We start from the raw sequence: 19,032 nt of genomic DNA, 5'->3' as shown, positions 1-19,032 counted from the left end.
TCCAAGCACCCGGCGCCATCAGCCCGAGCTACGGCCCGTCACCGACGGAGGGGACGCGATGCCTGCCGGCGTGAATGAGGCCGTGACGGGCGCTCCCCAGGTCCGCACGGCCGGCAGCAGACCCGCCCATGCTCCATCGTCCAGGCGATCGCTCTCGCTCGGGTCTCCCGCGCGGGCCTTCATGCTCACCGTCGTGATGGGGACGCGCAGGACGAGCGTTCCCGCGAGCTCTCGACGGGAGTTCTCGGGCACCTCGGCGGCTCGGCCGGGCATGAGCTTGTCGGCGATGACGGCGAGAGCAGCCTCCTTCGCGGAGCCGTGGAGCGCCTCGGGGACGCCGTGGATCACGGCACTGCGGTAGTTCATGCTGCTGTCGTAGAGCGTCGTGGCGTACACGAGGGCATCGACGGCGCACACGCTCACGGTGAGCGGTGTCGCGTCGCCGCCCGCCCGGAGTGCCGTCCCTGCGCCCGTCGAGAGGTGCAGCAGGATGCCGTCGCCGTCCCGCGCGAACGCCATCGGGATCGTGAGCGCCTGGCCCCGCACCACCGCGGAAACGTGCGCGATGAGTTCCTCGTCGAGGAGGGCGTGGAGGGCTGCGCGGTCGAGCACCTGGCGGTCGGGCATGCGGTTGAGGGTCGTGTCCACGGAGGTGGGGAGGGAGTCCATGACTCCAGCGTGGTGGATCGACTGGTCCTTTGAGAAGTCCAGTCGAGTAGCATTCGATGAGACCAGTCAGGGGAGCTATGCACGAGCAGCTCGGAGACCCATCCGTTCCCCTCGATCGCGCCCGGCAGCAGACCCTCAGCGATCAGGTCGCCGTCAGGATGCGCGAGGCCATCCTCTCGGGGCGCGCTCAAGGCGGCGACGCCGTCCCGTCATCCCGCGCGTTGGCCGGTGCACTCGGCGTCTCCCGCGGGGTGGTCGTGCGCGCATTCGAGCACCTCGCTGGGGAGGGCTACCTCGACGTGTCGCAAGGGTCCGTCGCTCGCGTCGCCGTCGTGGACCGCTCGGCGTCACCCCGCCGCCGCCGGTCGCTGCCCGACTCACCAACCCGGGCATCGGCTCGCATCGACCTGCTGCCCGGGTTCCCGTCGATGACGCGGCTCGATGAAGGTGCCTGGCGTGCGGCCTGGCGCTCTGCGGCGGCCCGTGCGGTGCCGTCAGCGGAGACCGACGACCGGGGTCTGCTCCGGCTGAGGGAGCAGATCGCCGAGCACGTCAGGCACGCCCGCGGCGTCTCATGCGACGCCTCGGACGTCCTCGTCACCGCCGGAACGAGCGAGGCGATCATGCTGCTCACCCTCGCCATCCGATCGCTGCGTCCCGGCGATCCGGCGATCGCCGTGGAAGATCCGGGCTATCCGGCGACGCGGCGGGCCATCGTGCGGTTCGGCGGCAGCGCGGTGGGCGTTCCCGTCGACGACGACGGGATGAGGGTCGACCTGCTCGAGGCCATCGATCCTGCGCCGCACGCCGTCGTTCTCACCCCGAGCCATCAGTATCCGCTCGGCGGGCGCTTGCCCGTCTCGGCGCGCGTCGCCGTCCTCGACTGGGCGGAACGGCACGACGCCCTCGTCATCGAGGACGACTACGACAGTGAGTTCCGCCACGGCGCGCCCGTCCTTCCCGCCCTGGCGTCGCTCGATCGCGGCGAGCGCGTAGCCCTCGTCGGAAGCTTCTCCAAGGTGCTCACCCCGTGGCTCAGGCTCGGCTACATCCTGCTGCCGCGCCGGACAATGCTGCACGAGGCCATCCGGCGGATCCGCGACGATGCGACCTGTCCCGTACCCGGAATCGCGCAGGAGGCGATCGCCGACCTGCTCGAGAGCGGCGCGGTCCGGCGGCACATCGCGGCAGCCCGTCGGGATTACGCTCATCGCCGTGGCTTGGTCATCGCCGCTCTCGGGGGGCTTCCGGGCACTCGTCTCACCGGGCTCGACGGCGGTCTGCACGCCGTGCTCACCCTCGAGTCTGCCGATGCCGCAGCGCGGGTCCGCAACCGGTCGCGGGCGGCCGGCGTCGCGGTGGCCGACCTCGCCGACTACACCATCGACGAGACCCACGCGTCGCCCGGGTTGGTAATCGGCTACGCGGCTCCGACCGACACCGCTCTCGCTGAAGGCTTGGCTGTACTGCGCGCCGCCGTCCTGGCGGAACGGGGCCGGGAATAGACTTCGGCAACGCATCGGCGCGACGAAAGGATCCATCGTGGTTCCCGAGATCAACTACTGGGCCGTCATCCTCGCCACCCTTTCGACGATGGTGGTCGGGTCCATCTGGTACACACCGAAGGTCTTCGGCAACTACTGGATGCGCAAGGCTGGTGTCACCCCGTCGGGCAACTCCATCGACGCCGTCATGCCGATCATCGTCACCGTGCTGGTGAGTTTCGTCACCGCGTGGGTGCTCGCGGGCGCGGCATACATCTCGTGGAACTTCTACGGCGGCAGTTTCTTCTGGAACGCGGTGTTCACGGCGGCGATCCTGTGGGCCGGCTTCACCGCAGCACGGTTCGTCACCCACGACGCGTTCGATCGCCGTCCGAGCGGACTGACCATCCTCAACATCAGCCACGAACTCGTCACCGCCGTGGTGATGGGCGTGATCATCGGCGTCTGGCCGCCCGCTGGAGTGCTCTAGATGTGACGGATGCCGGCCTGCAGCCGCGTGCGCACCTCGAACAACTCCGAGCCGTTGATGCGCGCCGCTCCGGGCAATCCGTCCCTGAGCACGCCGGGCAGCCGGGAATGTTCGACGACTGCCGTGACGGCTCGACGGCTCGACCCGAGCACCTCGACCCCCGAGGGGGCGTCACCGTCGGGCAGAACGACGATGAGCCCGGTGAACGTGACACGAGCCCGCTTGGCCACGCTGCGCGCGCGAAGGGACAACTCGTGCATGGGCCGCTCGCCATCGAGTGCGGAGCCGATCAGATCGCCGCGCTTGACGCCGACCGGCTCACCCCAGTCCTCGCTCTGCAGCGCCATCAGGCCGCCGGGGCCGAGCACGATGTGGTCGATCTTCGGCGGAAGTCCGGGAGTGCCGGCGTCGGAGGCGACGTCGTGCCACACCGTGAATCCGATGCCCAACCCCGCCAGTTGCCTCGCCGTGGCTTCCTCCGCGAGAGCGTTCGCCAGGAGGTGTCGGATCTCGCGAGGCGCGCTGCGCACCAGCTGGGCGTCGTAGGGATCGGGGATGGCGACCCCACGACCCGCCCATTCGCGCAGGTGGTCGAGGTAGTACTCGCGCGACCAGCCGCCCGGATGTCCGAACGATCGCGCCGTCGGACGCGAGTCGGTGCGCACCCGTTCCTGCGGCGTCGCCCAGGCCTCTCGCGGGTCGTCGGAGGTCGCGAACGGATGTCCACGGTCGTACGCCGCCCGGGCAGCCGGCGTTCCGACCATCTCCCAGGCGACCTGCACGGCGTGGAAGCGAGCGACGTCGCCTCCGGTGTCGGGGTGGGTCTGGCGCAACAGTTGCCTGAAGGCTCTGCGCAGCTCGTCGTCGCTCGCTGCCGATGCCACGCCGAGTACCTCGTAGGGCGTCGACGACAGGGGGCTCTCCGGCATGAGTCGAGCTTAATATCCCGGTCAGCGTCACTCTGACGCGCGAGCATGCTCACAGGTAGTCATCGGGAGAGAACCAGCGGACTCCCGACCTGTGACTGATGAGCTGGGCTCGCACCGACACCTCGACGGCCGCACACGCCGACGCCAGTTCGCGCGCCCAGACCCTGTCGGCCTCTGTGCTCTCGGCGCCGCCCCAGCGCTCCCAGACCACGATCAGGCCGGCGGCATCCGTCGCTTCGACGACCTCGGCGATGCGCGCTGCGAACAACTCGGCGGCACCACCGTACGGTGCACTGGGGTAGTCGGCCATCGGGATGATGACCGGCAACTGCACGTCGGCCTCGTCGAGGAACATCAACCAGACCTGCCTTCGATTCGCGGAGCCGATGAGCGCCAGGACGCGCTGTTCGATCTCGGCGTCACTGTGCAGGGGGATGGTCGCGGCTTCTTCTGCTTCGATCGTCATGGATCGAGCGTGGCCCGCCGGTCGATTCGCCAACGGACGGGCCTGCGATCTGTGTGAAGAGTGTGCCTGAGGTTGAGGTGTGGAGAAGTCGGCGACTCGGTAGAGTTCGCATCAGTGTCGCCATCGACGGCGAGTCACGAAGGGGAGGCAGAGGTGCCGATGGGGGCAATGCGGGCCGCGCAGGCACGCGCCGCAACACTGGTCGTCGCGACGACGACGGCGCTGATGCTCACCGGATGCACCGCGCCGGCACCACCCGCTCCTCCGAAGACCGTGGTCGTCACCGTCACCCCGACTGCTGCGCCCCTGCCGCCGACACCGACGCAGACCTTCGATGTCCAGCAGGCCACCCCGGCGCCCATCGTTCCCAACGACCCGGCACCGGTCATCCAACCCGGACCGGCTACGGACAACGGTGCGCGCGACGGCGCAGAGGGGTCTCCCGTCTCGGATGCCAATGGCCAGCTGATCAGCTACACCGTCGTCGCCGGCGACAGTTTCTTCGACATCGCCCAGCGCTTCGACCTCCCGCAGTCGCAACTGCTTCACATGAATCCGCAGATCCATGACGTGGGCGAGAACGTCTACATCGGCAACGTCATCAACCTCGACTGGACCAAGACCGGCTGAGTGCCCGAACCGACCGCGCTTCACCCGAGCTCGAGCACGCCGATCGTCACGAGCTCGCGCACGGCCGGAAGCAGCTCGGCACGCAGAGCGCCGGCATCCGCGTCGAGGAGGTCCGCCAGGGCGCCGATGATCGCGTCGACGCTCAGTTCCCCGTCGCTGGCCCCCACCAGCGCGGCGAGGGCCGTTCCGGGGTCGATGACCCGCGCGAACCCGCCGCCCTGTCGCAGACGGATGACGGCCGGATCATCCTGGCCCGGCCAGTAATGGCGCTCCTCCGTCACGTCACCGGCCACCCGCAGCCTCAGCTCGCCGAGGGCGCTGTCGTCGAGCCCGACGATGGCATCGTGAGCGGCCAGGCACCGCTCGAGGTGTGCTCCGATGCCGTTCGGCTCCCCTTCGCCGAGCGGACCGTGCTGCTGCTCGGCGCGCCGGAGACTCACGGATGCTCCGCCGGCCGGCGCGCGCAGGACGACATAGCCGAAGCCGACGCCCTGCACTCCGCGCGCCGCGAAGTCGTCGAGCCACGCCTCCACCAGGGTGTCGAAGGCGGGTCCCGGTCGCGTTCCGCCGTCGCGGATCCAGGTCTCGGCGTACTCGGACGGAGTCTGCGTGTCCCGCTCGACGACCCAGTAATCGAGCCCCGTTTCGTCCAGCCAGCCCTCCACCCGACCGAGGCCGGACAGCTCGGCGCCGGCGGCATCCGTGCGGTACTCCCAATTGCCGAGCAGCTGGGCGGTGCCGCCCGGCTCGAGGTGACTCGCGATCCCCCGCAGCACCGACTCGACGAGAGCGTCGCCGACGAGCCCGCCGTCCCGGTACTCGTAGGCGGGAACTCCGGGCAGCCGCGGCGTGATGACGAACGGCGGGTTGGACACGATGCGATCGAACCGCTCACCGGACACCGGCTCGAACAGGCTGCCGGCGCGCAGTTCGATGCGCTCGATCGCGTTGAGCTCGGCGTTGAAGGCCGCGAGCTCGAGAGCCCGGTCCGAGATGTCCGTAGCGATCACCGTGCCGGCGCTCCGCCGCGCGTGCATGGCCTGGATGCCACTGCCGGTGCCGAGGTCGAGCACTCGACCCGCCGGCGAGTGGAACTGCAGCCCGCTGAGGGTGGTGGACGCGCCGCCGATGCCCAGCACGTGATCCTCCCGCAGCGGCTCACCGGTGGCGAGTTCGCCGAGGTCTGAGACGATCCACCACTCGCCGTCTCCGGCGGCATCGGAGAACGCGTACGGGCGCAGGTCGAGGGCGGCGCGGTACGACCCGTCGCCGTCGGAGGCGACCAGGCCGAGCGCCTGAGCTCCGGCCGCCGTCAAGGTCGGCAGCGCCCGGTCGAGATCGGCCCGCGATACGGCAGAACCCAGCAGGAAGCACTCGGCCAGGACCGCTACAGCGGGCAACGTGTGGAGCCGTCCGCGCAGGTCGTCGATGGCACGTCGTGCGGGAACGACGGATGCGCGGTGCAACGCGGACGCGGCGTCCGGCCCCCAGAGCGAGTTCAGCGCCGCCACGGTGTAGCCCGCATGGAGGAGGTCGTCGCGGAGGGCGGAGACGGGACGCATTCATCCATTGAATCGCAGTTCGGAACCCGCGGGCGCCTCCCGTTCGACGGCATCCGTTGGGCAACCGCTCTGGCGACTCGCCCAGAGCATTCACACTCCGTTCAGAATCCGGTGCTCAGATGGTGGCGTGACGACGCGAACGGCCGAGTACCCACGGCCGGACCACTTCCTGCTGCACATCAGCGACACCCACCTGCTCGCGGGGGGTGAGAAGCTCTACGGCTCGGTCGACAGCGCAGAGCACCTGAGCGGGCTGCTGGCCGAGGTCGAGGCATCCGGCGGGCGGCCGGAGGCGATCATCTTCACGGGCGATCTGGCGGACCGCGGACAGCCGGATGCCTACGATCGGCTGCGGGAGATCGTCGACCCGGTTGCTCGTCGCATCGGGGCGCGTGTCATCTGGGTCATGGGCAATCACGACGACCGGGCCTCGTTCCGCTTCGGCCTGCGCGACGAGCTGCCGACGGTCGAGCCGATCGACGACGTCGTCTGGATCGGCGGCCTGCGCATCATCACCCTCGACTCCAGTGTTCCGGGCCACCACTACGGCGAGGTGAGCTCCGACCAGCTCGACTGGCTGGCCGCGGAACTGGCCACGACCGCACCGGACGGCACGATCCTCGCCATGCACCACCCGCCGATTCCGAGCGTGCTCGATCTGGCCGTGTCGGTCGAACTGCGCGATCAGGCCGGCCTCGCCGAGGTGCTGCTCGGCAGCGACGTGCGCTCCATCATCGCGGGGCACCTGCACTACTCGTCGATGGCGATGTTCGCCGGCATCCCCGTCTCCGTCGCCTCTGCCAGCTGCTACACGCAGGATCTCAACGTGCCCGTCGGCGGCACGCGGGGTCGCGACGGCGGTCGCGCATTCAACCTCGTGCACGTCTATCCGACGACCGTGCTTCACTCGGTGGTGCCGCTCGGCACCACCCCCGCGCTCGACTACATCGACCCCGTCGAGAGCGCCCGCCGGCTGGAGCTGGGGGGCATCCGGATCGGTGCGTCGCTCACGAACCCGACACGCGTCCGGTCGGATCCGTCTCCGACGACTCCGATCTCTCTGCCGGTGTGACCTTCTCCCACGGCGCGGGGAAAGGGAAGTAGCGCTCGAGGAAGTCGGTGACGACGGCCGTTCGCTGCTCGACCGGGATCTCGGGCTTCGACCCGTCATTCAGGCAGAACATGTCCTGGTCGCGCTTCTTCAGCAGTCGCGCCATCAGGTCTGGCGCCGAGCGCAAGGTGGTCTCGATGTACTTCACGCGCGCCTGCGTCTGCACGACCGCGTGCCCGGTCATGAGTGCGTAGTAGTGATAGAACGAGTTCGTCACCGAGATGTCGGTGGCCGAGCGGAACCGGCTCGCCGCGGTGCGCGTGAAGTCCTCCGAGAACTCGTGCTCCATCGTGCGCAGGACATCCGACCGCAGCGGCACCGCGCAGTGCTCGAGGTGCCGGGTGGTGACCTTGCCGAAGCGGTGGCGCAGCAGGCTCCGGTTGACGCGGGCGGCATTCTCGAAGCCGCTGCGAGCCGGGTCGGACTCCCCGAGACCGATGCGCGTTGCCGCCTCGACGAACTTGGTGATGCCGCCGGGAGAGAAGAACAACTCCGGGCTCACGGGCCTGCCGAGGAACATGTCGTCGTTGGAGTACAGGAAGTGCTCGGCGATGCCCGGGATGTGGTGCAGCTGACTCTCGACGGCGTGCGAGTTGTGGGTGGGGAGGACGCTCGCGTCGGAGAAGAACTCCTCGCTGCGCACGATGCGCACCCGCGGGTGGTCGGCCAGCCACTCGGGAGCCGGCGAATCGGTCGCGATGTAGATGTTGCGTACCCACGGAGCGAACATGTGGACGCTGCGCAGCGCGTACTTGAGCTCGTTGATCTGCCGGAACCGCGCCTCGCTGTCGTCGCCCTCTCCGACGACGTAGGCCTTCATGCGCTTGGCCCGTTCGCGCACGAACTCGGCGCTCGACCCGTCGACCCAGGAGAACACCATGTCGATCGGGAACGAGACGTCGCTCGCGAGCGGAACGAACATGTTCTCGAGGGTGCGCCAGCGCCTGCCGTAGAGCTCGACCGAGTCCTCGACGGCCTCCGACCGGGGCAGCCGCGTGCGCATGAGGGCGTTCTCGACAGGAGCGACGATCTCCTCGTCGCCGAACCGCCAGAGTTCGAGCTGGAACGCGGTCTCGGGTCCGTAGCGCAGGCGGCCGATGGGCTCGATGCGGGGGCGGTAGATGCGGAAGACGGATGCCTTGCGTCCGCCCGACGAGAGCGCGCCATCCGCGACGAGCACGGGCGCGGCGCCTCCCCGGTCGATGGTGGCGGAGTAGAACGGCTCGTTGGCGAAGGCCTCCGCGAGGGCCGCCGCGAGCTGCTTGCGGCAGCGCCGGTCGACGGCGATGACGGGGCGGTCGTGGTTGCCGCGCACGAGGATGAAGTCGATTCCGGCAGCGATGAGGGCGTCACGGACCGCGAGGAGATCTTCGACCATCGACTCGCGTGGCGTGAAGTGGCCGAACGCGAGGGCGTACTCGCCCTTCCGCAGAACGAGGTCCTCGCGATCGAACCGACGTGCGCGCAGTGACCGCGCCGCCGACCGCAGCGGGGACTCCGGATGCTCGCTCAGCCCGATCGATCCGATGCGTTCGGGCGCAGCGCCCATGAATGCCGGCCCCGCCGACGCGCTCTCATTCAACAGCTGATCCAAGCAGCCCCACCTTTCGCGTAACGGTCCAGTGTACGTCGCGGGTCCCTCGGGCAGAGCATCGCCCAACGCTGGCGGGCACGCCTGCGGTGATCAGCGCAGCGCAGCGGAACGCATCGCGGCTTCGGTGCGGCTCGACGCTCCGAGCTTTCGCAGGATCGCCGACACGTGAACGCTCGCGGTCTTGCCGCTGATGAACAGCCGCTCGCCGATCTGACGGTTGGACAACCCTTCGGCGATCAGCTCGAGAACCTGGCGTTCGCGCGCGGTGAGGTCGTCGACCTGCGATCCAGGTTCGACGCGGCCGCTAGTCAGGCCGGCCCGCACGGCGGTCTTCTCCGCCTCGCCCACGATCCACCCGACACCCGCCGACTCTGCAGCGCTGATCGCCTCGTCCAGTGCCGTTCGCGCCTCGGCGCGCGCACCGCCCGCGATCAAGGCACGAGCCCGCTGCAGGAGGGCGTATGGCCGCAGGTAGACGGCAGCTCTCGGCGACCGGGCGGCCTCCACCGCCAGCGACCACGCCACGACGGCCGTTTCCGAATCGTCGGTCAATTCGGCGTCGATGAACGCCTTCCAGAGGTCGTGCGTCGGCCACGCCGTGAAGGAGGCAAGCTGCGCGCGGATGCGGCTCGCCGGCTGGGGCATCGCGGCGGGCGCCGCGGAGATGACGCGGGCCGCATCCCAGAGCAGGGGCAGCGCGTGGCCGGGTGCCGGAGCGGGGTCGTCGGCGAACAGGGGACTCAGCTCGCGTGCCGCCGACGCCCAGTCCTCGGAGGCGATCGCCACCTCCGCGGCGACGCGGGCGATGCCGAGCCTGGTCTGCACCTCGATGTCGACGTAGGGCGCTGCCATCGGTCGCAGAGACCGCATCGCCTCGGCTGCAGCGGCGACGTCGCCCCTCCAGAGCATGCCCCACGCCCGCGCCCGGAGGAGGTAGACCTGGAACACTCTCGGAGGGTCCAGCTCGAGGCCTCGACGGATGAGGGCGTCCGCTCGCTCCCACTCGCCGACGGCCTGCAACGGGTCGATGGCATTGGAGGCCAGGACGACGCCCGAGTTGCGTTCGACGCCGTACCCGCGAGCACGCTCCATGCCCTCCTCGGCCAAGCCGATCGCCTCAGCGAACTCACCCAGCAGGTAGGCCAGGTCCGAGGCGTTCACCCAGTAGCGCAGTAACGCGTTCGGCTCGTTCTCCGCGAGCTGCCTGGCCTGTTTCAGCCCCGCCCGGGCGGCATCGAGTTCGCCGCGGTGGGCATGCGAGACCGCCGCGATGTTGGCGCTCACCGAGGCGTAAGCGGTCCGCTTCGCCCCGACCGCCATGGCGTGCGCGCGATCGGCCGCCTGCAGAGCGTCGTCCACCCGCCCATCGATCATCAGGCGACCGGCCAGTGCTGTCGTGATGGTCATCGCGAGCGTCGCATCGGCGGGATCGACCAGGCGCAGTGCCTCGGTCAACTCCTCGATGGCGCCGGGTCGGCCCAGGGCTGCACGGTACAACGCGGCGTCACGCAGCAGGCGGGCGTAATGCGGATTGTCGGTGGGGCACTCCTCGAGACCGTGCCTGGCCACCTGCAGCGCCCGCTCCTCTTCGCCCGCATTGCGCAGGTAGGAGGCGGTGCGGCCGACGAGCTCGAACCGATCCATGCCGGCCAGCTCCCGGGCGTCCTCGACGCGCGGCCAGAGCTCTAGCGCGCGCTCGCCCATCTGCGCTGCCGTCGCGTATGCGTACGTCTGACGGGCCTCGCGCATGGCCGCGATCGTCGCCGGGAATGCTCGGGCATCGTCGTGGGCGCTGAGCCAGTGGAAGGAGATCTCCGCCGCCACCCGTCGTTCGCCCGCGCGGCTCTCGTAGGCGCGCGCGTACCCGCTGTGGTAACGCGGGCGCTCCCCGGGCAGGACCTCGAACAGCACAGCCTCGCGGACGAGCGCGTGTCGAAAGGCGTACGCGTCGCCGTCGATGGCGAGAACGCCGGCCGACACCGCCTCGCGCACGGCATCGTCGAGCTGCTCGGCAGACAGGGCGACGACCGACGTGATGAGATCGTGTTCGACCCGCACTCCGCCGATCGCGATGATGCGCAGGACGCGCTGCGTCTCATCCGATAGCCGCTCGTACCGCGAGAGCAGCAGATCGCGCAGGGTGTCGGGCAGCGCTCCCCCGTCGGCGCACGCCTCGAGGTCGAACAGCTCCTCGACGAAGAATGGGATGCCGTCGCTTCGTGCGAAGAGGGTGGAGACCAGGGCGTCGCTCGGGGCTTCGCCGGCGATCGCCTTCAACTGGCGACGCACCTGGACGCGCGTGAGGCGCGAGAGCTCGATGCGGTCCACCGACCGGGAGCGCTCGACCTCCGAGAGGAAACCGCGCACCGGGTGACCGCGGGTGACGTCTTCGGTGCGCACGCTCAGCACCAGCAGGATGCGCCCACCCGACAGCACGCGCTCGAGGAAACGCAGAACCGACAGGCTCGCACTGTCGATCCAGTGGATGTCCTCGATGACCACCACGATCGGAGTCTCGCGCGAGAACGTCTCGAGGATCACGGCGACGGCCTCGTGGAGCTGGCCCCGCACACTCGGGGTGTCGACGTCGGCGCCGGCAGCACCGAGCTCAGGCAGCAGTGCCGCCAAGACGCCTTGTGCCGGACCGGCCGCCGCCAGCAGCTCCGGTGCGCCGACGTCGGCGACGAGCGAGCGCAGGACGGATTTGATCGGGGCGTAGGGTGACGCAACACTGCCGAGGTCGACACACTGCCCCACCAGTACCCGAGCCTGCCCGGCCACGTCGGCGAGGAAGGCGTCGAGCAGTCGACTCTTGCCGATGCCGGCCTCACCGCCCACGAGGACCGTGTGCGGTGTGCCGGCGTTCGCCTGCTCGAACGCCTCGTGCAGGCGGGCGAGCTCGCCGCTTCGACCGATCAAGAGCGGGCTGGAGGTCGACGTCGTCACGATTCCATCGTGCCACCGACCACCGACACCGGTGCGGGCGCCAGCACCGGAAGCGACGCGGGGACCGATGCCCGCACCGGCGCCGGCCACGTGGCCATCACCGGATACGACGCGGGGCTCCCCCGTCACCGCAGCGCGAGGCGATGCGCGTGCCGCTGGGGGTGCCTGCTGCGGACGGTCGGCTGGGCTGCCCCGCCATCCGTCACGGTCTCATCCAGCTCCGTCGCCCAGCGGCGAGCCTCGAGCTCCCGCTCGGCTCGCCACACGGTGGTGCTGTGCTCTGAGGTGGCCACGAGGCCTGCTGCGAATTGCATGATCACTCCCGGATGTCGTTGCTGCGATAAGGCAACGCTGCTCTCTGAGGAGGGGGTCGCAGATCGGGCGGATGCCTTATTTCCGGGTGCCGGGGTACTCAGGGGCGGTTCCGAACTCGTCCACGGTCGCACCCCGGTCAGGCAATGGCGAGCCGGTCAGGCCGATTTCCGGGATTCGAGCCTGAGCAGCGCGCGAATGCCTGAGCGGTGAGCGTGGCAGCAGCGCGCGAATGCCTGAGCGGAGAGCGTGGCAGCAGCGCGCGAATGCCTGAGCGGAGAGCGTGGCAGCAGCCCGCGAATGCCTGAGCGATGAGCGTGGCAGCAGCGCGCGAATGCCTGAGCGGTGAACGTGCCGCGAGCGCTCAGGCGGGACCGACGGCCGTGACGCGGATGACGGCGAACCCCGCCTCGTCGGACGCGTCGAGGTCGACGTCGGCAGTGATCGCCCAGTCGTGGTCGCCTGCGGGATCGTCGAACACCTGGCGCACGTGCCAGCTGCGTCCGCCCTCCTCGAGCTGGAGGAGCGACGAGGCGCGAGCGTCCGCTCCCGTCCCGATCGCGTCGTACTCCGCGAAGTACGCGTCCAGCGCCTCGCCCCAGCGCTCGGCGCCGAACCCGGCTTCGGCGTCGAGCTCGCCGAGGGACTCCACGTCCTCCCGCGCGGCCGCCTGCACCCGGCGGAACAGCTCGTTGCGCACCAGCACGCGGAACGCCCGCACATTGGTGGTCAGGCGTTGCGGGGCCGGCGGCACGACGGCGGTCTCGAGCGCGTGGTGTTGGACGGCGTCCGGATGAGCCAGCTCGTTCCACTCGTCCAGCAGGCTTGAATCGACCTGGCGTACGAGCTCGCCGAGCCACTCGATGAGGTCGGTGAGCGTCTCGTCGCGCAGCTCGGGGGGAATCGTCTGCCGCGCCGTCCGGTACGCGTCGGAGAGGTAGCGCAGCACGACGCCCTCGGAGCGCGCCAGCCGGTAGAACGCGACGTACTCGCCGAAAGACATCGCCCGCTCGTACATGTCTCGCACCACGCTCTTGGGCGAGAGGGCGAAGTCGCGCACCCACGGCTGCTCCGCCGCGTACATCTCGTAGGCGGCTCCCAGCAGTTCGTCGAGTGGCCGAGGGTAGCTGACCTGTTCGAGCAGCTCCATCCGCTCGTCGTATTCGATGCCATCGGCCTTCATCGCAGCGACAGCCTCGCCGCGGGCGATGAACTCCTGCTGACTGAGGATGGCGCGCGGGTCGTCGAGGGTCGACTCCAGCACCGAGATGATGTCGAGGGCGAACCCGGGCGAGGTGGGCTCGATGAGCTCGAATGCGGCGAGCGCGAACGGGGAGAGCGGCTGGTTGAGGGCGAAGTCTGGCTGCAGGTCGACGGTGAGGGTGATCGCGTCGCCGTCCTGCTTCACGATCCCGGATGCGCGGAGCGTGCGGTAGATGCCCAGTGCCCGGCGGGCGAGGGCGTACTGCCGTGCGGCGGGCTCGTGATTCTCGAACACGAGCGCCCGCACGTTGCCGAACACGTCGCCGCCACGACCGATGACGTTGATGAGCATCGCCGCAGTGATCTGCATGTGCGAGCGCAACGGCTCGGGTTCGGCGTCGATGAGCCGACGGAACGAGGGCTCGCCCCACGAGACGAATCCGTCCGGAGCCTTCTTGCGCACGATGCGCTTGAGTTTCTTCGGGTCATCCCCGGCCTTCGCGACCAGGCGGGCGTTCTCGGTCTCGTGCTCGGGTGCCTGCGCAACGACCGTGCCGGCCGTGTCGAAACCCGCCCGCCCGGCGCGCCCGGCGATCTGATGGAACTCCCGCGCGCTCAACTGCCGCATCCGCTGCCCGTCGTACTTGGTGAGCGCCGTCAGCAAGACGGTGCGGATCGGTACGTTGATGCCGACGCCGAGCGTGTCGGTGCCGCAGATGACCCGCAGCATGCCCCGCTGGGCGAGCGTCTCCACCAGCCGCCGGTACTTCGGAAGCATGCCGGCGTGATGCACGCCGATGCCGAGCCGGATGAGACGGGAGAGGGTCTTGCCGAACGCGGTGGTGAAGCGGAACTCGCCGATGAGCTCGGCGATGGCGTCGCGCTGCACGCGGGTGGCGACCTTGGCGCTGGTGAGCGCCTGGGCGCGCTCGAGGGCGGCCGCCTGGGAGAAGTGAACGATGTAGACCGGCGCACGGTCGGTGGCGAGCAGGTCGTCGATGGTCTCGTGGGCCGGGGTGGTCTCGTAGTAGTACTGCAGCGGAACGGGTCGCTCCACACCGGTGACGGATGCCGTGGGGCGCCCGGTGCGGCGCGACAGGTCGGTGGCGATGACGGTGGTGTCGCCGAGGGTCGCGCTCATCAGCACGAACTGTGCGCGGGTGAGCTCGAGCAGCGGCACCTGCCAGGCCCAACCACGATCCTGATCGCCGTAGAAGTGGAACTCGTCCATGACGACGACGTCGACGTCGGTGTCCGGGCCCCGGCGGAGCGCCTGGTTCGCGAGGATCTCGGCCGTGCAGCAGATGATCGGCGCGTCGGCGTTGACCGCGGAGTCCCCGGTCAGCATGCCGACGTTGGCCGCCCCGAAGGTGTCGACGAGCGTGAAGAACTTCTCGCTGACGAGTGCCTTGATGGGGGCGGTGTAGTAGCTGCGCCTGCCCGCCGCCATCGCCGCGAAGTGCGCGCCGACCGCCACGAGCGACTTGCCGGTGCCGGTCGGCGTCGAGAGGATCAGGTTCGCCCCCGAGACGATCTCGATGAGCGCCTCTTCCTGGGCGGGATAGAGGCGGAGACCGGTCTCGCTCACCCACGCCTCGAACGCCTCGAAGACGGAGTCGGCGTCATCCGTCTTCGGCAGCCGATCGAGCAGGGCGGCGTCGGCGGTCATAGTGATCGAGTCTAAGTGGGGTGATGCAACCCCCGACGGGTGGGTCGGTCGACCCGTTAACGTGCGTGTCATACAACGCACCTACGGTGGAGGCAGGGGAGGTGATCACCGATGCAGGAAGCAGAGGTCGAGCTCGAGCAGCTGCGTCAGGAGGCGCGCGACGAGTTGTCGACGGTGATCGAGATCAAGTGCCGGCAGGGCGAGGATCCGTGGGAGTTCCTGCCCGACCTGCCGTCGGTCGACGAGCAGGTCGTGGCGACCATCCGCGCCGATCGCCTCTCGGACGCCCGGGTAAGCCGGGATCGAGCCCGCGCCCACCATCCGGCCGCGCCCCGTGAGGCGGCTGCGGCCTTCGAATACGCACTCCTGCGCAGCATCGCCCTCGAGCATCCCGAGCTGTCGACGGGGGTGTGGGCGCTGCTGGCCCGCATGGACGGAGCAGCCTGAGGCGAACCCTCAGCTCCCACCCGTGATGATGCGGCGGATCTCGTCTGCGGGGAGTTACCAGGTGCCGACGTAGTCGGAGACGCCGACGGGAGCGGTGAAACGCGCCCGGATGAGCGGCAGGCCCCGGTTGATGGCCTGGACGATGCGCTCGTCGAGAGCCGGGTCGGTGACCACGTAGTCCGTGAAGTCCGCATCCTTCGCGTACACGCCCAGCGGCAGAGTGAGCGCCTGGAAGAAGGAGAACAGCGGACGCAACTGGTGGTCGATGATGAGCGCGTGCCGATCGCTTCCCCCCGTCGCCGCCAACAGGACGGGCGTGTCCAACAGGGCGTACTGGCCCACGAAGTCGAAGACGTGCTTGAACAGCCCGGTGAAGGACGCCCGGTAGACGGGGCTCGCCACGATGAGCAGGTCGGCTCCCTCGATCGAGCGCAGGGCGTCCTCGGCGGCTGGCGATAGCTCGTCGCGGCGCAGCGCTCCGGCGAAGTCGTGACCGATGTCGGACAGTTCGATGGTGCGCGCGTGCACCTGGACAGCGCCGTCGAGGGTGTGCTCGAGCACACGGATGATCTCTCGGACGAGCGCCGTGGTCTTGGATGGCGCGTGCAGGCTGCCGCTGACCGCGACGACGTTCAGGAAGCTGCTCATGCGCTCGACGCTATGCCCGCCGCACACCGGACGCCACGGCGGTGGACACACGGCGTAAGAGTCGCGCGCGCAGTTGCGGTCACAACGACGGATGCGCCAACGCGTCGACATCCGTCACCGGGAGGCGGCAGACGAAGTCGGAGCAGAGGTACGCGGCCGGCAGCCCATCGCGTGAGGTGCGGCCGGCGAACAACTCGAAGCCGGCCTCGGCGAACGCCCGCGCCTGGGAGTCGGTGACGAGCGTGGTGACGGATGCGTCACGCAGACGCGTGCCGGCGACCAGGTCGCCGGTGCGCGCCGCTGGCGTCACTGTCACCAGTTGCACGACGGGATCCTCGAGTCCGCGCATCAGGGCGAGTGCGCCTCCGAAGCCGATGGGCTGTGCCTCTGCCGCGGCGGCGACGCGGGCCAGTGTCCCCTCTGCTGCGGCGCGATAGCTCGCGTCCCCGGTCAGCAGGTACAGTCGCTCGGCCGCCCCGGCGATCGCCGTCATTCCGGAGGGGTAGGCCCCCTCGGACGGGTCGCCGGCCAGAGCGAGTCCGCGCGCGGCGAGCGCGGCATCCGGCCCGCCGGGAACCGCGAACGACGCCTCGCCCGCCTTGGCACCGACGACCAGGCACGCATCGACGAGCTCGCGGGCCGCCGTCGCATAGCGCGCCTCCCCGCCCGCGACCGCGAGTTCGAGCAGGCCGGCGGCCAACATGCCGTAGTCCTCGAGAGTCGCCGGAGCGCTCGACGGCCGACCGTCGAGCGAGCTGCGGATCAGTCGTCCGTCGGAGGTGCGATGGGTGGACAGCAGCCTGTCGGCGGCTCGTGCGGCGGTCTGCAACCAGTCGACTCGATCGAGGATGAATCCGGCCCGGGCGAGAGCGCCGATGGCCAGCCCGTTCCAGCCGGTGAGGAGCTTGCGGTCGAGGGCGGGTGGCTCGAGGTGGCTGCGGCCCTCCTCGTCGCGCGCGTAGTAACCACCCTCCGAGCGTCGCCCGTCGATGACGCTCTCGGAGTCCTGCGCGCTCGCGAAGCCGCCCTCCGCGACCTGCAGCACCTGGGAGAGGAATCGGGCGATGCCGTCGGCCACGAGCGCCGCCCACGGCCGGTCAGCGGGTCTCTGGCGCCAGGCCTCGGCGTAGCAGCCCAGCAGGAGGGCGTTGTCGTAGAGCATGCGCTCGTAGTGCGGCTCGGTCCAGTCCCGACGGGTGGCGTAGCGGAAGAAGCCACCCTCGACGCTGTCTCGCAGTGGCGAAGCGCCCATGCCCTTGAGCGTGCGGGCGGCGAGGTCGGAACCCTCTCCCCCGCTCGCGAGCAGGAAGTCGAGCACCGGGGCGACGGGGAACTTGGGGGCCGCGCCGAATCCGCCGAACTCGACGTCCTCGCCCGCAGCGAGTGCTCGCACGGCGTGGTCGAGCCGGCGCGTATCCAGCAGCGGGCTGCTCCGTCCCGCGGCCTCGGAGGCGGATGCCAGGGCCGCACCGATCGCGTCGGCCTGTCCGTCGACCTCGTGGCGGCGCTGGGTCCAGGCATCCGTCACCGCTCCCAGCACGCGCAGGAACTCCGGCATCCCGTTCGCCGGCCGCGGCGGAAAGTAGGTGCCGGCGAAGAAGGTCAGGCCTGCGGGCGTGGCGAAGATCGAGAGGGGCCAACCCAGGTTCTGCGTGAAGGCACCGGCGGCCGTCAGGTAGCTGGCGTCGACGTCGGGATGCTCCTCGCGGTCGACCTTGATGCTGACGAAGTTCTCGTTGAGGTAGGCGGCCACCATCGGGTCGACGAAGCTCTCGCGGGCCATCACGTGGCACCAGTGGCAGGTAGCGTAACCGATGGAGATGAACACGGGCACGTCGCGGGCAGCCGCCTCAGCGAACGCCGCCTCTCCCCACGGCCACCAGTCGACGGGGTTGTCGGCGTGCTGCAGGAGGTAGGGCGACGCGGAGCCCGCCAGGTGGTTCACGGGAGCGCTCCGGGCATCATTCGACGTCGTCGGGGTGGCTGCCGACGCGACCGCCGCGGTCGAGCGCCGAGAGGGCCTCCACCTCGGCATCCGTCAGGGCGAAGTCGAGGATGTCGAAGTTCTCGGCGATGCGCTCACGATGCATCGACTTGGGGAACACGATGTTGCCGACCTGGAGATGCCAGCGCAGCACCGCTTGCGCCGGCGTCTTGCCGTGGGCCTCCGCCGCTGCGACGATGACCCCGGCTTCGAGCAGGGGGTACTTGCCCTGTCCGAGTGGGCCCCACGCCTCGACCCGCATGCCGTTCGACCGGGCGAAGTCCGTTGTCTCGCGCTGCTGGTAGGCGGGATGCAGCTCGAGTTGGTCGACCGCGGGAACCACGTCGCTGTTGTCGAGCAACTCCTGCAGGTGGCTCTCGAGGAAGTTCGAGACGCCGATGGAGCGAGTGCGTCCCTGCTCGCGCAGGTCCTGCATCGCCCGCCACGAATCGACGTAGAGGCCCTTGCTGGCGACCGGCCAGTGGATGAGGTAGAGGTCGACGTGATCCAGACCGAGGCGGTGCAGGCTGCGGTCGAGCGCTGGCGCGGTCGATGAGAACCCCTGATCCTCGTTCCAGAGCTTCGTGGTGACGAACAGCTCCTCCCGAGGAATCCCGGATGCGGCAATCGCCCGCCCGACGCCCTCCTCATTGCCGTAGATCGCCGCCGTGTCGATGTGGCGGTAGCCGACCTCGAGCGCATCGGTTACCACGCGTTCGGCCTCGGCAGGGTCCACCTTGAAGACGCCGAAACCCAGCTGCGGGATGAGGTTGCCGTCGTTGAGAGTGAGGGTGGGGACTGAGTTGGTCATCTCCTCATCCTCCCGCGTGCAGGGCCCTGAGTGGGCGGGGTTGTAATCGCGGAGGGTGGGGGCCGCCTCTTGACAAC

General features: G+C 69.6%; 16 protein-coding genes. 5 read left to right on the top strand and 11 right to left on the bottom strand.

Annotated elements, in window-relative coordinates:
• Window positions 1-18 precede the first annotated feature (18 nt).
• Window positions 19-669: a pyridoxamine 5'-phosphate oxidase family protein gene (locus E6C70_RS00910; RefSeq protein ID WP_136421367.1), complete on the bottom strand. Its 651-nt coding sequence runs from the start codon at window positions 667-669 to the stop codon at window positions 19-21.
• Between the two features lie 77 nt (window positions 670-746).
• On the opposite strand from E6C70_RS00910, the gene pdxR reads away from it, so the two are divergent.
• Together pdxR and E6C70_RS00900 are read left to right on the top strand one after the other, a co-directional pair.
• Complete coding sequence (gene pdxR, locus E6C70_RS00905) at window positions 747-2,174, top strand: MocR-like pyridoxine biosynthesis transcription factor PdxR (protein WP_168770831.1); 1,428 nt, start codon at window positions 747-749, stop codon at window positions 2,172-2,174.
• Window positions 2,175-2,211: 37 nt separating this feature from the next.
• Window positions 2,212-2,643: a DUF1761 domain-containing protein gene (locus tag E6C70_RS00900; RefSeq protein WP_136421363.1), complete on the top strand. Its 432-nt coding sequence runs from the start codon at window positions 2,212-2,214 to the stop codon at window positions 2,641-2,643.
• Here the strand turns inward: E6C70_RS00900 and E6C70_RS00895 are convergent.
• Window positions 2,640-3,572, bottom strand: a complete 933-nt coding sequence (locus E6C70_RS00895) for a J domain-containing protein (protein WP_136421361.1) — start codon at window positions 3,570-3,572, stop codon at window positions 2,640-2,642. The genes E6C70_RS00900 and E6C70_RS00895 overlap by 4 nt on opposite strands.
• A gap of 49 nt (window positions 3,573-3,621) precedes the next feature.
• Window positions 3,622-4,038, bottom strand: a complete 417-nt coding sequence (locus E6C70_RS00890; RefSeq protein WP_136421359.1) for a hypothetical protein — start codon at window positions 4,036-4,038, stop codon at window positions 3,622-3,624.
• A 153-nt stretch (window positions 4,039-4,191) separates the two neighbouring features.
• Between E6C70_RS00890 and E6C70_RS00885 the strand changes: the two genes are divergently transcribed.
• Window positions 4,192-4,668, top strand: a complete 477-nt coding sequence (locus E6C70_RS00885; RefSeq protein WP_136421357.1) for a LysM peptidoglycan-binding domain-containing protein — start codon at window positions 4,192-4,194, stop codon at window positions 4,666-4,668.
• 20 nt (window positions 4,669-4,688) lie between these two features.
• On the opposite strand, the gene E6C70_RS00880 is transcribed toward E6C70_RS00885, so the two are convergent.
• Window positions 4,689-6,230, bottom strand: coding sequence for a DUF7059 domain-containing protein (locus E6C70_RS00880; RefSeq protein ID WP_136421355.1), 1,542 nt, complete (start codon window positions 6,228-6,230; stop codon window positions 4,689-4,691).
• Between the two features lie 127 nt (window positions 6,231-6,357).
• On the opposite strand from E6C70_RS00880, the gene E6C70_RS00875 reads away from it, so the two are divergent.
• On the top strand, window positions 6,358-7,302 hold the full coding sequence (locus tag E6C70_RS00875; RefSeq protein WP_136421353.1) for a phosphodiesterase: 945 nt from the start codon (window positions 6,358-6,360) through the stop codon (window positions 7,300-7,302).
• Here E6C70_RS00875 and E6C70_RS00870 read toward each other — a convergent pair.
• The 4 genes from E6C70_RS00870 to E6C70_RS00855 form a co-directional block, all read right to left on the bottom strand.
• The gene (locus E6C70_RS00870; protein WP_136421658.1) at window positions 7,238-8,890 is read right to left on the bottom strand and encodes a stealth family protein; all 1,653 of its coding nucleotides are present in this window, start codon (window positions 8,888-8,890) and stop codon (window positions 7,238-7,240) included. The genes E6C70_RS00875 and E6C70_RS00870 overlap by 65 nt on opposite strands.
• Before the next feature lie 135 nt (window positions 8,891-9,025).
• Window positions 9,026-11,881 carry a helix-turn-helix transcriptional regulator gene (locus E6C70_RS00865; protein ID WP_168770830.1) on the bottom strand — a complete coding sequence of 952 codons (2,856 nt, stop codon included), beginning with the start codon at window positions 11,879-11,881 and terminating at the stop codon, window positions 9,026-9,028.
• A gap of 125 nt (window positions 11,882-12,006) precedes the next feature.
• Window positions 12,007-12,195 (bottom strand): hypothetical protein, encoded by a 189-nt coding sequence (locus tag E6C70_RS00860; protein ID WP_136421348.1) that lies wholly within the window; start codon window positions 12,193-12,195, stop codon window positions 12,007-12,009.
• 362 nt (window positions 12,196-12,557) lie between these two features.
• Window positions 12,558-15,065, bottom strand: coding sequence for a DEAD/DEAH box helicase (locus E6C70_RS00855; protein WP_207670001.1), 2,508 nt, complete (start codon window positions 15,063-15,065; stop codon window positions 12,558-12,560).
• 111 nt (window positions 15,066-15,176) lie between these two features.
• On the opposite strand from E6C70_RS00855, the gene E6C70_RS00850 reads away from it, so the two are divergent.
• The gene (locus E6C70_RS00850) at window positions 15,177-15,512 is read left to right on the top strand and encodes a hypothetical protein (RefSeq protein WP_136421345.1); all 336 of its coding nucleotides are present in this window, start codon (window positions 15,177-15,179) and stop codon (window positions 15,510-15,512) included.
• Window positions 15,513-15,566: 54 nt separating this feature from the next.
• Here the strand turns inward: E6C70_RS00850 and msuE are convergent, their stop codons facing one another.
• From msuE to E6C70_RS00835, 3 genes are all read right to left on the bottom strand, one after another.
• Window positions 15,567-16,160: an FMN reductase gene (gene msuE, locus E6C70_RS00845; RefSeq protein ID WP_136421343.1), complete on the bottom strand. Its 594-nt coding sequence runs from the start codon at window positions 16,158-16,160 to the stop codon at window positions 15,567-15,569.
• A gap of 79 nt (window positions 16,161-16,239) precedes the next feature.
• A complete protein-coding gene (locus tag E6C70_RS00840; RefSeq protein WP_235833214.1) occupies window positions 16,240-18,105 on the bottom strand; it encodes a thioredoxin domain-containing protein in 1,866 nt (621 codons plus the stop codon).
• A gap of 16 nt (window positions 18,106-18,121) precedes the next feature.
• Window positions 18,122-18,955, bottom strand: coding sequence for an aldo/keto reductase (locus E6C70_RS00835; protein WP_136421340.1), 834 nt, complete (start codon window positions 18,953-18,955; stop codon window positions 18,122-18,124).
• Window positions 18,956-19,032: the final 77 nt, after the last annotated feature.

The organism is Orlajensenia flava (genome assembly GCF_004801905.1).
Lineage (GTDB): Bacteria > Actinomycetota > Actinomycetes > Actinomycetales > Microbacteriaceae > Orlajensenia > Orlajensenia flava.
This window is presented reverse-complemented; position numbering and strand designations above follow the sequence as displayed.